At 49.9% G+C, this 15,328-nt stretch carries 11 protein-coding genes and 1 tRNA gene; 11 read left to right on the top strand and 1 reads right to left on the bottom strand.

Annotation, left to right across the window (positions count from 1 at the left end; genetic code table 11):
* Positions 1-21: 21 nt before the first annotated feature.
* The 5 genes from F4Y64_07395 (at position 22) to F4Y64_07375 (ending at position 9,170) form a co-directional block, all read left to right on the top strand.
* On the top strand, positions 22-2,913 hold the full coding sequence (locus tag F4Y64_07395; protein ID MXX97425.1) for a hypothetical protein: 2,892 nt from the start codon (positions 22-24) through the stop codon (positions 2,911-2,913).
* Complete coding sequence (locus F4Y64_07390) at positions 2,910-6,170, top strand: hypothetical protein (GenBank protein MXX97424.1); 3,261 nt, start codon at positions 2,910-2,912, stop codon at positions 6,168-6,170. The genes F4Y64_07395 and F4Y64_07390 overlap by 4 nt, the downstream gene beginning before the upstream one ends.
* A gap of 16 nt (positions 6,171-6,186) precedes the next feature.
* The gene (locus F4Y64_07385; GenBank protein ID MXX97423.1) at positions 6,187-6,825 is read left to right on the top strand and encodes a TlpA family protein disulfide reductase; all 639 of its coding nucleotides are present in this window, start codon (positions 6,187-6,189) and stop codon (positions 6,823-6,825) included.
* Between the two features lie 4 nt (positions 6,826-6,829).
* Positions 6,830-7,783, top strand: coding sequence for a hypothetical protein (locus F4Y64_07380; GenBank protein MXX97422.1), 954 nt, complete (start codon positions 6,830-6,832; stop codon positions 7,781-7,783).
* Positions 7,784-7,883: 100 nt separating this feature from the next.
* Positions 7,884-9,170: a dicarboxylate/amino acid:cation symporter gene (locus F4Y64_07375; GenBank protein MXX97421.1), complete on the top strand. Its 1,287-nt coding sequence runs from the start codon at positions 7,884-7,886 to the stop codon at positions 9,168-9,170.
* A 16-nt stretch (positions 9,171-9,186) separates the two neighbouring features.
* Here the strand turns inward: F4Y64_07375 and F4Y64_07370 are convergent.
* A tRNA-Arg gene (locus F4Y64_07370) sits at positions 9,187-9,260 on the bottom strand.
* Positions 9,261-9,297: 37 nt separating this feature from the next.
* Between F4Y64_07370 and F4Y64_07365 the strand changes: the two genes are divergently transcribed.
* The 6 genes from F4Y64_07365 to F4Y64_07340 are packed head-to-tail and all read left to right on the top strand — an operon-like array spanning position 9,298 to position 15,217.
* The gene (locus F4Y64_07365; GenBank protein ID MXX97420.1) at positions 9,298-10,503 is read left to right on the top strand and encodes a CPBP family intramembrane metalloprotease; all 1,206 of its coding nucleotides are present in this window, start codon (positions 9,298-9,300) and stop codon (positions 10,501-10,503) included.
* 15 nt (positions 10,504-10,518) lie between these two features.
* Positions 10,519-11,328, top strand: a complete 810-nt coding sequence (locus F4Y64_07360; GenBank protein MXX97419.1) for a phosphatidate cytidylyltransferase — start codon at positions 10,519-10,521, stop codon at positions 11,326-11,328.
* 1 nt (position 11,329) lies between these two features.
* Entirely contained in the window at positions 11,330-11,533 is a 204-nt protein-coding gene (locus F4Y64_07355) for a hypothetical protein (protein MXX97418.1), read from the top strand.
* Between the two features lie 10 nt (positions 11,534-11,543).
* Complete coding sequence (gene mutL, locus F4Y64_07350; GenBank protein ID MXX97417.1) at positions 11,544-13,352, top strand: DNA mismatch repair endonuclease MutL; 1,809 nt, start codon at positions 11,544-11,546, stop codon at positions 13,350-13,352.
* Positions 13,324-14,679, top strand: a complete 1,356-nt coding sequence (gene tilS / locus F4Y64_07345; GenBank protein ID MXX97416.1) for a tRNA lysidine(34) synthetase TilS — start codon at positions 13,324-13,326, stop codon at positions 14,677-14,679. The genes mutL and tilS overlap by 29 nt, the downstream gene beginning before the upstream one ends.
* Positions 14,636-15,217 (top strand): hypoxanthine phosphoribosyltransferase, encoded by a 582-nt coding sequence (locus F4Y64_07340; GenBank protein ID MXX97415.1) that lies wholly within the window; start codon positions 14,636-14,638, stop codon positions 15,215-15,217. Before tilS ends, F4Y64_07340 begins: the two co-directional genes overlap by 44 nt.
* Positions 15,218-15,328: the final 111 nt, after the last annotated feature.

Here is a 15,328-nt window from a genome sequence, read left to right as displayed (position 1 = left end):
ACGGATCAAGGCCGCAGCGGGATGAGGTGGCTCCTTACCTGGGTGTTTGGCCTCTTATCTTTGCCTCAGGTCCAGGCTCAGATTGTTCAACCAGCCGATCCACATTACAATGTGGTCGCTCTTCGCGTTGAGTTTGCTCCCGATACCTCGCGCTTTACCACGGGTGATGGGACATTTTCCGGGCTTCAGTTTCCTCTTGAACCCAAGGTGGATCCGCTCCCACACGATGCGGCCTATTTTCAGGCTCATCTTGATTTTCTGGAGCATTACGTCGGCATTGCCAGCGCAGGCAATACCACGATTTCTACTTATCTGGTACCAGAAATTATCCGGTTGGAGCATCAAATGGCAAGTTACAGCCCGATTGGAGAGGAATCGGAAAGTGATGCGGAGATTGTCAAGTTGGCTGCACTGGTCCGTGATTCCTGGAATGAGGCAGATCAGATAAGCGCGTTTGATCCCATGCAACTTGAGCATGGAAAGACGGCCTTCATCTTGTTTCATGCGGGGGTTGGGCGTGACATTGAGCTGATTGGGACCACGCTGGACAAAACTCCGCAGGATCTACCGTCAATCTTCATGGGTTCCGAATTACTTGCTAGGCTGGGAGCCGGTGAAGTAAGCTTTAAGGGAATTCCAGTAAATCATTCAATGATTATCCCACGCACAGAAACGCGTTCAGGGTTGAATGCAATCACCGATGAAGCTTTCTTACTGGAGCTGTCCATCAATGGACTTTTGGCGGCAAGCTTTATGAGCTATCTGGGAGTGCCAGACCTATTTAACACGGATACAGGAGAATCTGTGATTGGCCCGTTTGGGCTGATGGATCCTTTGGGAATTTTTGCATATGGTGGGTTATTCCCGCCACTGCCCAGTGCATGGACACGTACGGCATTGGGGTGGGTAGATCCAAAGGAAATTCAAAATCCAGGGTCATATGAATTGATGGCCGGGGAGGTCGCTAGGATAGAGATTTCTAGAGCCGAATACTTCCTCCTAGAAAACCGTGTTCGTGATCCGGGCAATCGGGGACTTACGTTACAAGTATTTAAAGACGGAGCATTTTCGACACAAACCATTCCCGAAGTACGGGATGATTTTAATCGGTTCAACATAGAGGGATTTCAGGGTGGAGTCGTGACCCAGGCAAATTCGTACGATTTTGCTCTGCCTGGTTGGGACTCCGATCAAGAGCAGTACAATGGGGGAATTCTGATCTGGCATGTTGATGAGCGTCAGTTTGCACATGCGGGCAACAATAATCGTAGCAGATTGGCAGTAGATATAGAAGAGGCCGATGGAGCTCAGGATATTGGATTTGATGGAAACGTAGGGGCTCCGTTTGACTTTTATTTTGAAGGCAATCCCTCGAGCGTGTCACTTCCTTCCGGGCGAATCATTCCCCTCTATGAGAATCGGTTTGGGCCAGATACGAATCCTGACAGTCGAACGAATGGGGGAGGAGACAGCTTCCTGATTATCGAAGACTTTTCGGAATCAGGCTCCATCATGTCCTTTTCATTCCGAAAGAGCCATGACGGATCCGTAACGGACCTGGGATCTACTTTTTTGGAAGTGCAAGCTGACGCAGAAGGTAGTGTCAGTTCAATTGCAAATTATGGTGTAGTCTTTACAGGGAGTGAGGTTGTGGTTCCAGGCATAGGTCGTATGAATGCACAGGTGCGACCAGCATTTAGTGCCACAAATATTGCCACTATTGACAAAGAAGGCGGCGCAGGTTCGACATTCAAGCGCTATGCAATCACGAATCAGGGGCTGGAACTTGCTCAGTCAATCGTGCTTCCGACACAGCTTGTAGCGTTTAGCCCTGTCGTATATCATGCGGATGCACACTATGTTCAATTCACGGGTTCGGATCGCTCCGAAGTTCTTCGAATCACGGAGAGCATCCAATCCTACAGCCTCAATGACCCAGCCTTGGGTATCGCCGCAACAGATGAGGGTATTTATGTTTTTGGGCAGTCACAGGCAGGACCACTTGACGCGCCTCCAGTATGGACATATCAGCTTGATCATGATGCAGGGGCTCCAGTGATGGGACGGGATCGAACGGGGCTTTGGGGGGCGATTCCACGTTCTAGGGATTTGCTCTTCTTGCAGCCCGACGGTATTGTAATCCGAATTGCCGCTGCTGCTTACTTCGGAGAAGATCTTTTTTCCAAGGCAGTCGCCATGGCAGATCTTAATCAAGACGGAGTACTTGACATTGTCACCACGGTAGGCAACAAAGTGGTTGCGTTTTCTCAGGGAGGTGCTTTACTGCCTCCATTTCCCATTCAGATTGGTGCCCGGGCAACCAGCTCTCCGCTTGTTTACGAATCGGGTGAATCGGTTGTGCTTATCGTTACCGCCACGGATGGCAATATCTATGCAATGGACCTGGGGAAGGATGGAGAGATGGTCTCGGGTTTCCCCTTGTCTGCTGGATTTTCCTTGGAAGCGGTGCCCCTGCTTTCTGGAGACAGCTTAACGGTTGTTACTAACGCAGGCGTGCTGCGCAGCTATAGACTCAACGACATTGACCGTGTGCTTTGGTCGGAGAAATACGGTGGACCGCAAAATACAAGCTTTGTTGCTTTAGACAGACAGATTGCTGAAACCACATCGCTCCTCAGTGCAACGGAAACTTATAACTGGCCGAACCCAATTCGGGACGGATCTACGTTTTTTCGGTGCATGACCAAGGAATCCTCCGATGTATCAGTTACAGTTGTAGATGCGGCGGGATCATTGATTGATTCAATCACCTTCACTACTTCAGCAGGTGTTCCGTATGAAACCCTTTGGACGACCGATGCAGCGAGTGGTATATACTATGCCAGGGTGAAGGCACGATCCATCTCAGGGGCGACGGATTCACGCTTGATTAAGCTTGCGATTATTCGATGAAGTGGTGTGCAGTCATGATTGTAGCGCTAGGATTCCTTGCACAAGTGCATGCACAGGTTTCACCGTCTCTTGTGGATTTTAGCCGGCCAACTCTTGACTGGTACCAGATTGAGACCGAGAATTTTGTAGTACTGTTTCACCTGGATGAAGAAGGCAGGGGATCAAGTCGGTCGGCGCAGGTTGCTGCACGTGTGGCGGAGGAAGTTTATGGGCCGATCACGAAGATGTACGGGTATGAGCCGGATGAGAAAGTGCACATCATCCTTAAAGACTATGAGGATTATTCGAACGGTGCGGCGTTCTTTTTTGACAATAAAATTGAAATTTGGGCACCGGCACTTAACTCATCATTGCGTGGGGCACATGACTGGATGCGCAATGTGATCACGCACGAGTTCACGCACATTGTACAAGTCCAGGCAGCAATGAAACTACCCCGGGCGATACCATTTGGTTATCTCCAGGTCCTGGATTACGAAAATGTGCGTCGCCCGGATGTCTTGTATGGTTACCCCAATGTACTTGTAAGTTATCCCGTTGTCGGGCTAAGTAATCCAGCATGGTTGGCAGAAGGGACCGCACAGTATCAGCACGATCACGCGCACTATGATCAGTGGGATTCGCATAGAGATATGTTGCTGCGGACCCGGGTCCTGGAGAATAAAACACTCAGTCTGAGTGAACTCGGCAGTTTTTATTCCAAAAGCAGTCTCATGCGTGAGGGCGTCTATAACTATGGTTTTGCCTTTACCCTCTACCTGGCGAACAAATATGGGGATGAGGTCTTATCTGAAATCACCAATAACTTGCGCCGGTGGGGTACTTGGCGTGTAGAGGAAGCGATTGAGTTGGCAACAGGAGTGAAGGGGAAAGAGGTTTATGATCAGTGGCTTCAGGAGTTGGAGCAGGCATATCGTAAAGCAATCACGCCGATTGAAGCGTCTCCCGTGGAGGGAACGATCATTGAGCCGGATGGATTTGCGAATTACTTTCCGCGATTTTCTCCAGACGGTTCCAAACTTGCATACATCTCCAATAAGGGCGAACACTTCAGCCGGGTAACTCTGTATGTACGGGATTTAAGCACGGATTCGGTTCTTGCCCATGATCTGGGGAGCATGGTCGGTGATTATATCTGCTCTCTAGGGCATCGGGTCAAATCTGGAGTCACGGGTGCAGCGGCATGGAGACCAGATGGCAATGCACTTGCCTACGCAAAACAGCGAATCACCGCGGAGGGTTTTCTCTATACAGACCTTCATGTGATCGAACTGGATACAGAGACATCCACGCAACTCACACGCGATGCACGGGCGTCGCAGCCCGCTTGGGACTCTACTGGAACCAGAATTGCTTATGTCACCTCCAATGACGGAACGAGCAATGTATGGCTTCTTGATGTCGACACGGGTGAGACCATGCCGGTTACACAATTTGCCAATGGCACGCAGGTGACCGGCCCGACATGGGATGGTGACTGGATCTATTTTGCAAGGCTTGAGCCAGGCAAGCATGGCAACGACTTGTGGCGTATTAGAGTGGATGGTTCCGACTCTGTCCCCGTCGTACAAACCATCGCAGACGAACGCTCACCTATGGTGGCCAACGGGATTCTGTACTATGCCTCGGATGCGAATGGAATCTATAATATCTATCAGATGGATGGAGATACGTCTGGGCAGTTGACCCAGGTGATCGGTGGAGCATTTATGCCGGATATGAGGCCAGATGGCACACTTGTCTACGCCACATACGAGTGGGATGGATACAAAATTGCTCTGCTAGAAAATCCCGGCATCCCAAACTCTACAGCCTCCTATACACCCCCAGAATTTATCACGAAGATGCCCTCGTCCCATGACCCGGCAAGCGACGCAGATGTAAGGGCACTGACGATGGATGAGCTTGCCAGTGCAATGGCTGAGGACATTTACCTGGGAGCCGATTCATTGCACGTTTCACCGTACGGGGCTGCGTTCACAGATTTCGCGATTTCGCCGGTCATCCGGCTGGACCAATATGTAGAGCGTGAACTGGAAGGACGCATTCGGGGTAGAGCGGAGACCTTCTGGCGAAATCTCAAGTTTGGCACCTATCTCTCTTCCAGGGAAATTCTAGAGGGCATGAGTCTATTTGGCGGGTTGTTGATTGGCCCGGGATCCCATGGAGACGGCCAATTTTTTGCACCCGCCAATTTATTGGCACTAGAACGGGATGCATTCCTTCAGTTTGATTATGCCAGAGGGTTCCGGCTCATCCCCAAACGATGGTCTCCCCAGGTATCTATTCAGCTTTATAATATTCAGCGTAGCGTAGAAAACGGGTTGTCAATTGAGGAGCATCCCTGTACCGCATGCCTGCAGGAAACCACCAATGCAGACTTAACCTATGGTCTATGGGAAGGCAATGTCTATTTGCGCAGCAAGGTCCATCGGAGTACCTTATTGGAAGTGGGATACCGCTACAGTCCTTACCGCGTGACCACCAACCGGTTTTACTCGAAAGAATTAGCGGACTGGATCCCGAGCACTTCGTCGCGCTACTATATTGGGCGCAGCTACATGGCGAATGTGTATTTCGAATTGCAGCGTGCACATCGTGAATCCGATATCATGCGAACTGGGATCCGCATGACCGCATCCTATCATCGGGAAACCGGGCGTCTTCTGGATCGATTCGATATTCGAGATGGCCAGCTGGTTCCCGTGTACAATACCAGTATTCTTCACCGCCTGAGAGTGGATCTGGAAGGTGGCATCCGCTTACCTGGACAAATTTATGGCACATCACATGGACTGAACATGAAAATGCACGCATCAACGTTGTTTGGCAGGCGTGCAGATTCATTTTATTTCGAGTATGTAGGGGGGCTTTCAGGAGCCCGGGGTTATCCTTTTTATGGATTGGGAGGAACGGAAACTCTGTGGTTGCAAGCATCGTGGCTCTTGCCGCTCTTACCAGATATCAAGCGCCAAATTGGGCCGATTTATTTGGATAAAGCATTCCTGCGGCTCTATGCGGATGGGGCACGGGTTCAACCAGAAAGCCGCGCACTTCGCAAAGATATTGGAGCCGAACTTCGCTTGATGATGGGAAGTTACTATCTCTTGCCTACGGCGCTGTTTGTGAGTGCGACGTACGGAGCAGATTCATTTGAGGTTCAGTTGGATGATGCATTCATCACCTCACAGCCAAGCGTGAATTATGGAAAGCAGGTTCAATGGCACTTTGGGGTTCTATTCGGGTTTGATTTTTGAGGCTAGGTAAAATCACATGACGCTCATACTTGTTTTTTCTTTTCTGTTTATTGCAGTCGGCGTTGGGATCATTTATTTTGCCCTGCGCAAAAACCCATACCCGATCCCTCAAGGGGCGGTGCAGTGGATGGTCACGATCATGTGCGTCTTGCTTGTGTGCTTGTCGGGCCTGACCATTGCGCTTGTCTGGACCCACCAAGAACATTCCAGCACCGCACTCCCGTCCACCTATGCCGAACCCTTTGAATTCCAGTTGGTCTCCAACCAGGAAAAGAGGAACATCGCCGATTACAGTGGCCGTGTAGTTCTACTGAATTTCTGGGCAACCTGGTGTCAGCCTTGTATCACCGAGTTGCCTGAACTTGATGCACTTCAGGTTGCCTATCATGACAAGGGGCTGGTGGTTTTAACCATATCAGATGAAGCCTTAGAAGAACTCCAGTTGTACACGGATCTGTTACCAGAGGAGACCGTGTCAGGCTATGTGAAGCTGGAAGATTTGCCGGAATCGTTCCAAAATGAGCTTGCGTTTGGACGTCCGGTCTCGTACGTGATTGATGGCACGGGGATGATTCGGGAACGCATTCGTGGTGCGGGCAACTTTGCATATTTCGAAAATTTGGTTACTCCATGGCTGGCCGCTCTTGAGTCATAACGCCATGCGATATATTTTATTTGTGCTTGTATTTGGCGGTTGCGTCAGTACCAATGTGCAGGCACAGCCGACGGCCGATAGTTTGGAGGCATTGTTTTCAAGTTCACGAAAAAGTGTTCCCCTCGCGTTTGGCATGTCTGCGATCGTTCCCGGTGCAGGTCAAGCCTATAACCGCAGCTGGATCAAGGCGGCCGTTGCTGTTGCTGGAGAAGCTACAGTGCTTCTTTTATATAGATCTTGGCGTCAGAAAGGCACAGATGGCAGAGATGCTTATCAAATGGAAGCGCACGCCCACTGGAGCCCGGTCCGATATGCATCCTGGTTGAATGATTACATGCAATACTTGAATCACTTGCCAGGCGGACAGCCTGTCACCGCTGCACCAATAGAAATTTCTCCGCTACTCTCAAGCATTAATCTTGCGAATCCAGATATCTGGTCTCAATCGGAACAGTTGGCGATCCGCTCCCTTATTCAGGAAATTCGACGAGTGGAGGGCGTTGTGTATAACGGGAGTACGGGAGCTGCGTTTTCGCATGTATTACCGTTTTTTGGGGAGCAGCAGTATTATGAATTAATCGGCAAATATTTCCAGTATGCTCCAGGATGGGATGATTATGTTGCCCTCATGCGGGATGGTCAGGTGACTTGGATTGATGAGAATGGAGAGTTCATTCCCTCCATTGAACCGGAAACGGGTGAGTCGGGAGATGCCAAGGTGCATGTATCTTCCCGGTTTTATCGTTATGCGGACAATCATGCGGATGCAAATACATACCTGCGACGAGCCTCCCGAATTACCACATTACTGATCGCGAATCATGTGATTGCTGCGGTGGATGCAGCTATCTTCGCCCGGTTACACAACCGTCGTGTACAAATGAGTCTCGGGTTGCTGGACGATATGCAAGGTAGAACGTACATTGCGCCCCGTCTGAGTTTTATTCTTGACCAATAGTGACGTCACTCGATGATGAATCTCTAAAAACCTTCCAGACTAAAAGTAGGTTGACCCTGCGTTGTTATATTAGACCAACCACAGCAATTTATCTGACATTATGAATTGGCAAAAACAGTTGCACATCTGGATTATCCTCGGTCTTGTATTGGGATTGGGGTATGGGATTCTTTCCGCCGCGATGGGATGGGGAGAATTCACGCAAAATTGGATCAGCCCATTCGGGGATATATTTTTGAATTCCCTGTTTATGATTGCGGTGCCACTTGTTTTGGGATCCATCATCACTGGGATCTCCTCACTTTCAGACACACGTAAGCTTGCGCGTATCGGTGGCAAGACGATTGCAATCTACATCGGTACGACCGTTTTTGCGCTGATTATTGGCTTAATTCTTGTCAATATCGTACGTCCCGGTGATACTGTTCCCGAAGATGTACGTACCGAATTGCAAGCCGAATGGAGCGATATGGCAGAAGAGCGTCAGGAGAGTGCTGCTTCAGCCGAGGAACGTGGCCCGCTTCAGGCGTTTGTAGACATGGTACCCCGAAATATTGCAGCAGCGGCCTCGAATAATCGCAACATGCTGCAAATAGTTTTGATTTCCGTGTTGTTCGGGATCGCATTACTCTTGGTTCCACAGGAGAAAGCACGGCCGCTACTGGGCTTCTTTGAGAGCCTGACCGCAGCCGTCATTAAGCTTGTGGAAATCATCATGTGGATCGCACCGCTTGGTGTGTTTGCTCTTCTTGCAGACACCGTCAGTTTGATTTCGGGTGATAACCTGAGCGAGCTGTGGAGCCTCCTGGGAGCACTCGGTTTCTACATGCTGGTCGTGTTGGCCGGTCTTATTCTGCAGGTAGTGATCACTTATGGATCCCTGATCAAGTTCTTCACCCCATTGGGGATCAAGAAATTCGTCAAGGGGATTGCTCCCGCGCAGTTGGTTGCTTTCAGTACCTCCTCAAGTGGGGCAACGCTTCCTGTAACGATGGACCGCGTTGAGAATAATCTGGGGGTCAGTGAGGAGGTATCTTCGTTTGTGTTGCCACTTGGAGCTACAATCAATATGGATGGTACGGCCCTTTATCAGGCAGTCGCCGCTGTGTTTATCGCCCAGACGCTGGGTATTGCATTAGGGTTTATGGATCAGATTGAAATTATTCTACTGGCCGTTCTTGCCTCAATTGGGACTGCAGCAGTGCCAAGTGCTGGGATTATTATGCTGATTATCATATTGCAATCGGTCGGGGTTCCTGCGGCGGGAATTGCTTTGATTCTGGGAGTTGACCGAATACTTGATATGTGTCGAACTGTATGTAATGTAACAGGAGATGCAACGGTGGCAACCTTGGTTGCATCCTCGGAAGGACAAATTGAGACGTAAATTCAGACCGGGAGGGTACGCCCGAGAGGATTCGAACCTCTGGCCTTCTGCTCCGGAGGCAGACGCTCTATCCAGCTGAGCTACGGGCGCATGCCTCTCTAATGTACAATTAGCCTGAAACGTTTCAATGGCCGATAAATTTTTCGATAAATCGAACCGTCCCCTTGTGGATGCAGAATTAGACCAAGCAGATTCTCCGAGTGGCCCGATTCTTTTTGATGGCGTATCGGGTAAATGGCCCACGTTTGCAGTCCTAGCACTATGGGTGTTCGTTGGACTGATTGCATATCTGTTCATCGGCAACCTCGCTTCCGTCATTCTTCTCGCATTGGGAGGGGTTGAACTCCAGGACCTAGTTGCGAATCAACAGGCTGTACTCGCCGAATATGGGAGTGCTCTACTCGGGGCGAATGCAATTGGGTTGGCATTGGGGCTTGGCGGGATCGCAATCCTTGCAAGTTGGCTGGATTCTTCCCAGCTGACAAGTTATTTGCGTATTTCCCGGTGTACGGTGAAAGAGTTAGTACTGTGTATCGTGGGCTTTTTCTGCCTGCTTCCGATTGTTCTGGGTCTTGGGATCTTCAACGAGCAGCTTCCATTACCCGAATTTCTTCAGACATTGGAAGAGCAGCAAATGGAAATCGTGGATTGGCTTGCTTCCGGAGGTGGAAACTTCTACCTGAACCTGGTTTTTGTTGCGGCAACGCCTGCGATTTTTGAAGAAGTATTTTTCCGAGGGTTTGTCCAAAGGCGTGCGGAGCGGGGAATGGGAATTGTCGGAGGAATACTATTCACCGGTTTCCTTTTTGGTTTGTTTCATTTAAGACTTACGCAAGTGCTACCACTTGCTCTATTGGGCTGTTATCTCGCATATGTTACCTGGCGTACGGGGAGCTTATTGATTCCGGTGGTTCTGCATTTTCTGAACAACGGGTTGTCGCTGGTTGTATCTGAGTGGGGATCAACATCCATTTCTGATCCAGAGAGCATTCCGTGGTCATTGATTGTGGGTGGTGCGCTTGCTTTTTTAATCTGTATCAGATTCATTCATCAAAGCCATGGGCAGAGGCAGAGCCATTTAGATGACTGGACGGAGGTCTTTCGTAGTGGTACGGACTACGAAGCCGCTTTAGTGCATGCCCGTCTGGAAGATGCAGACATCCCATCGGTCATATTGAACCAGCGGGACCATGCGTTCAATTTAACCCACGGCTACTTGGCGAAGGTAAGAGTGTTGGTGCCAAAATCCATGGAGAACTCAGCATTGGAGATCCTTTCCAAACAATCGCTCACTGATGAAGAATTGACCCAGGAAGCACTAAAGAACAAGTAGGGGGGAGGGGGACGAATGTCACAGATATTGACTCGTTTGTTTACCGGTTCGATTGGGGCATTCTTATTGGTTGGCTCTGCATGGCTTGGGCCATGGTACTTTGGAATTGCGGTGTTGGTGATAGCACTTGTGGGGCAGGTTGAATTATATCAACTCTATGAGCGATGCGGGGTCCAGGCGTGGATCATTACAGGGTTATTGCTAGGTGCGGGTCTGTCACTGCGGGCTTTAGTTCCCAATATATTCCTGCTTAGTGCGGTCCCTGTTGTCGGCCTGGTTTTGTGGTGCACCTTCACCAAAACCCGGCAACCCCTGATGCGTTTGGGGGCAACACTTTCCGGTGCAGTCTACCCGACTACTCTGTTAGCATTTTTAACCGATCTACGTACAATCCCAGGGTATACTGAACAGGAAGCGTTAGTGCTTACCGTCACTGTGCTGATGCTTGTGTGGGCGAGTGATATTTTCGCATTCTTTGCAGGATCTTTTTTTGGTAAAAACCCATTAGCACCAACGATTTCTCCTGGCAAAACCTGGGAAGGGTTCCTCGGTGGAATCGGAGGAGCTATCCTGGCAGTGTTTATTTTGAATGCAACCGTTGAAATGCCGCTGAGTATCGCTCATTTGATTATTCTGGGGATGGTTTGTACCCTCTCCGGTGCGGTTGGAGACCTGGCTGAAAGCCGGTTTAAGCGGGTAGCAGGAGTAAAAGATTCCGGCGTTATCTTGCCGGGCCATGGAGGGATTCTGGATCGCTTTGATGGTATGATCGTAGCGGCTCCCTTAGCGTATATGTATATTGTTTTCATCGCTAGCCAATTCTAATATGGGCCTCTTATTTGGGCGTAAAGTACGACCGAGAAAATTTGATTATACGCCTCGTTATTATGATCCTAGGAAGGATGATAGTTTGAAGCGGCGCATGAGAATTCAGAGTCGTGTCCGTCGTCGACGCAGTCCGATCGCTCTTTTTTATCTCTTGGCACTATTGCTTACTGCCTTTTATATCTACAACGCACTCGGACGTTAGATCAGCATTCATGGAGCAAGCGGCGCAAATCAGGCGAATGCCTATTGAGCTGGCCAATAAGATTGCAGCTGGTGAGGTTGTTCAGCGCCCTGCATCGGCGGTCAAGGAATTGCTTGAGAATGCAATTGATGCAGGTGCGACAGACATTTCTGTCTTGATCAAAGCATCTGGGAGTAACCTGATCCAGGTCAGAGATAACGGGACCGGGATGAGCTCACAGGATGCTGCTCAGTGCTTTGAGCGTCATGCAACCAGTAAGATTGCGCAGGCTGAGGATTTAGAAAATATCCGAACGCTGGGTTTTCGAGGCGAAGCTTTAGCATCAATCGCCGCGATTGCCCAAGTATCATTGAAGACAAAGAGGCAGGAAGGCACGGAGGGGACTCATGTGCGCATTGAAGGGGGGGAAGTCATTGAAACCTCTCCGTGTGCCACAGCTGTGGGGACAACGATTAATGTTCGGAATCTCTTCTTCAATGTCCCGGCGCGGCGGAGTTTCCTAAAAGCACCAACCACAGAATTCCGGCATATATCGGAAGTTTTTGTTACCTGCGCCTTGGCAAACCCATGGACTGCATTTAGATTAGAGCATGAAAAACAAGAGGTGTATCGGCTTGCCGGATCACGCGCCGAGAATTTTCTGGATGCACTCCGGGAACGTCTCCGTGTGGTCCTCGGATCTAAAGTGGCTCGACACCTTGTGCAGGTCGATGAAGGAACCAGCTATATCTCTGCATCGGGATTTCTGACACATCCTGAGCATGCGCGAAAATCCCGGAAAAATCAATATCTATTTGTGAATGGGAGGCCGATCAAAAGCCCCAGCTTAAATCATGCAATCAGGTCAGCGTATGATGCGATTCTTCCAGAGGGGCAAAAGCCTGCGTATGCACTATTCCTAAATGTTGATCCCCGGAATGTTGATGTGAATGTGCACCCTTCAAAGATTGAGGTTCGATTTGATGATGACCGGGGAGTCTATAATTTTATACAGGCGATCTGCAGGAGAGCCTTGGGGGTCGCTGAGTTGATTCCTCAGCACCCCGGTGCAGTTTCCTCGTTGAGTTTTCAGCAGGAACGATCAGATTCATCCAGTTCTTGGAGTCCACCGGCCCGTGCGGATGAGTTGCCAGCCTTGCATGGTCATCAGACTTCAATTGTCTATGAAGTGGAGCCGAGCCGGTTGCCCAGCGGAGCGGACCCCAAGCCGTCTGGGTTTTTATGGCAGCTACAGGATTCTTACATTCTCACGCAACTCAGTAATGGGATCCTGGTGGTAGATCAGTATGCTGCCCATCAACGGATCCTCTTTGAGAATGCTTTAGAAGATCTACGCTCGGGGGCAGGTTTGTCACAACAACTCCTGTTTCATCACTTGATCTGTTTGACGCAGCAGGACTGTCAGCTCTTACGTGAACTGGATCCACTGGCAAAAGCACTTGGGTTTGATTATTCAATCTCTGAAAACCGTACGGTGACCGTCCGTGGAGTACCCTCACACATACGAGTCGGGGCGGAAAAAGAGCTTCTTCAGTCTATTCTTGATGGATATAAGGAGAGTTCTGAGACGGAGTTAGCCCCTCTTCCGGCAGAGGAGAAAATGGCCCGTAGTCTCGCCACACGCGGTGCGATACAGCCAGGAGTAAAGTTGAGTGATGAGGAGATGAGGACACTGATTGACCGTCTTTTTGAATGTAACGAACCCTACCGTACTCCGGGGGGAAAGCCAACGCTTATTCGAGTTACACTTGAAGAGTTGAACAGACGGTTCGACCAGCGAATGGCAGATCATGGGGAGCCTGATGAAATCATTCCGTGATCGGGTCGCAGCTTATATGAAGCATACCTGTCAGGTGGCGGCTGGCGAGCGGATCCTGATTGGAGTCAGCGGAGGAGTTGATTCGGTTGTGCTTCTGGATGTGTTGAATGGCCTCGGATTCGGGTGTGAAGTTATTCACGTAAATTTTCAATTACGTGGTTCTGACTCAGATGAGGATGAAAAATTTGTACGTGACCTATGTGCTCAGCGGAGGCTGAAACTCCACGTCCGTCAAGTTCCTGCACGTTCTCATGCTGCCGGTACCAAGCGCTCGGTGCAAATGGCCGCCCGCGAGATACGGTATTCTCTATTTACAAAAACAGCTTCTGAGCGGCAGATCACAAGTGTTGCGGTAGGGCATCATTGTGACGATCAGGCCGAATCCTTACTCATCAACCTCAATCGTGGCACAGGCTTGGAAGGGATGGTGGGAATGCGTCCAGTACGGTGTTTGGAAGCATCATGCAATCTGATTCGACCATTACTTACTGAAACCAGAGACTCCATTCGTGCTTATGCCGAGGCCCGGCATCTTGAGTGGCGCGAAGATATGAGCAACCAGGATGAAAAGTATCTGCGGTCTAGGTTGCGCACCAAGGTGATGCCGCATTTGAATGCCGAGGCACTTGCTCGCAGCGCTAATCTCGTCGGACAATGGGTTGACGAGTTCATTGCTCCGGCAATTGCGGAGAACTTTGATGCTGCCTCCGAGGGACAATCGCTAGATATTACCTATCTGGAGCAAATTCCCAATGTATTAGCGCAGCGATTGGTGATTGAAGGACTGCGTCATTGGATCCCACGGGCTCCGGCCGATGAAGCAATGGCGCAGAGAGTCATGGCTCTGATTCACATGCAGTCAGGGAAGCGGGTTGAGGTAGGTGGGGGAGCGATATGGAGGGATCGAAACTATCTCACATTTTCGGACTCCATTGACCACAAGCCAATGGAAAGATTAAAGCTCTTTGGGGATTCCAGCTCCGTAGCCATTCCCGAAGGACAGATTGGACTTGATCTGTCTCACACTAAACCAGGCAATCTCCGCGGTTCGGATGAAGCCTGGCTTGACGCAGATCGACTAACTGTACCTTTGACGGTTCGTAACTGGAGACCGGGGGATCGAATCCGCCCCCTGGGAATGGAGGGTACAAAAAAGGTTAGCGACCTGTTAACGGATATAGGTGTTCCAGCCTCCAAGCGAAAAGACACAATTGTGGTGTGCAGTAAGGGCGAAATTGTATGGGTTGTTGGATATCGCCTCTCGCATACATTTCGGATCATGGATGCAACTCGAAACTATGCTAGACTCTATTTTGAACGAAACTGAAATCATTCATGGCCGGCGTCTGAAGCTGTTCAAGGATGCCGATGCTATTGCAGTGCGTGTTCGGGAAATCGGACAAATATTAACCCGTACGCATCGGGGACACCGCCCGATTGTGATCGGCTTAATGCAGGGAGCATTCATCTTTACAGCAGACTTGGTACGCGCCATAAAACTTCCCTGCGTCGTTGACTTCTGGCGCTTGAGTTCCTATGGTGACCGAATGACAAGCAACCAGTCCATACAAGAGATCATGCCCCCGACAGTGCCCCTTCACGATCAACATGTAATTCTGGTTGAAGATGTTGTCGACTCAGGTCGAACGCTGACATATGTACGCCAGCAACTTTCCAAGTATGGGCCAAAGTCCGTTACCATCGTTTCCCTTGTGAAGGTAAAAGGGAGTCCAATTGAAGTGGATCATGTGGGCTTTATTTCCAGCGGGGAATTTATCGTGGGGTACGGTTTGGATATCGCTCAGGAACTTCGCGAATTGCCTGCACTGTACTATCTAAAGAGTGCTGAGCCGGCGAATGACTGATCAAGCAGCAATGGGATGGTCTGTCACCTGATTGAGGCTATGGACCTGTGTGAAACCTCGTTGCCTTTAAACGGGTAGCGGACCGGGTGCTATTCGCTCTTGAAGAACGGG

Source organism: Rhodothermaceae bacterium (genome assembly GCA_009838195.1).
Classification (GTDB): Bacteria; Bacteroidota; Rhodothermia; order Rhodothermales; family Bin80; genus Bin80.
The sequence above is the reverse complement of the archived record's forward strand: the minus strand, read 5'-3'. Positions and strand labels throughout refer to the sequence as shown.

Excerpts from the sequence above, each read along its gene's own strand:
- F4Y64_07395 (MXX97425.1), top strand. The coding sequence starts at position 22 with ATGAGGTGGCTCCTTACCTGGGTGTTTGGCCTCTTATCTTTGCCTCAG.
- F4Y64_07390 (MXX97424.1), top strand. The coding sequence starts at position 2,910 with ATGAAGTGGTGTGCAGTCATGATTGTAGCGCTAGGATTCCTTGCACAA.
- F4Y64_07385 (MXX97423.1), top strand. The coding sequence starts at position 6,187 with ATGACGCTCATACTTGTTTTTTCTTTTCTGTTTATTGCAGTCGGCGTT.
- F4Y64_07380 (MXX97422.1), top strand. The coding sequence starts at position 6,830 with ATGCGATATATTTTATTTGTGCTTGTATTTGGCGGTTGCGTCAGTACC.
- F4Y64_07375 (MXX97421.1), top strand. The coding sequence starts at position 7,884 with ATGAATTGGCAAAAACAGTTGCACATCTGGATTATCCTCGGTCTTGTA.
- F4Y64_07365 (MXX97420.1), top strand. The coding sequence starts at position 9,298 with ATGGCCGATAAATTTTTCGATAAATCGAACCGTCCCCTTGTGGATGCA.
- F4Y64_07360 (MXX97419.1), top strand. The coding sequence starts at position 10,519 with ATGTCACAGATATTGACTCGTTTGTTTACCGGTTCGATTGGGGCATTC.
- F4Y64_07355 (MXX97418.1), top strand. The coding sequence starts at position 11,330 with ATGGGCCTCTTATTTGGGCGTAAAGTACGACCGAGAAAATTTGATTAT.
- mutL (MXX97417.1), top strand. The coding sequence starts at position 11,544 with ATGGAGCAAGCGGCGCAAATCAGGCGAATGCCTATTGAGCTGGCCAAT.
- tilS (MXX97416.1), top strand. The coding sequence starts at position 13,324 with ATGGGGAGCCTGATGAAATCATTCCGTGATCGGGTCGCAGCTTATATG.
- F4Y64_07340 (MXX97415.1), top strand. The coding sequence starts at position 14,636 with ATGCAACTCGAAACTATGCTAGACTCTATTTTGAACGAAACTGAAATC.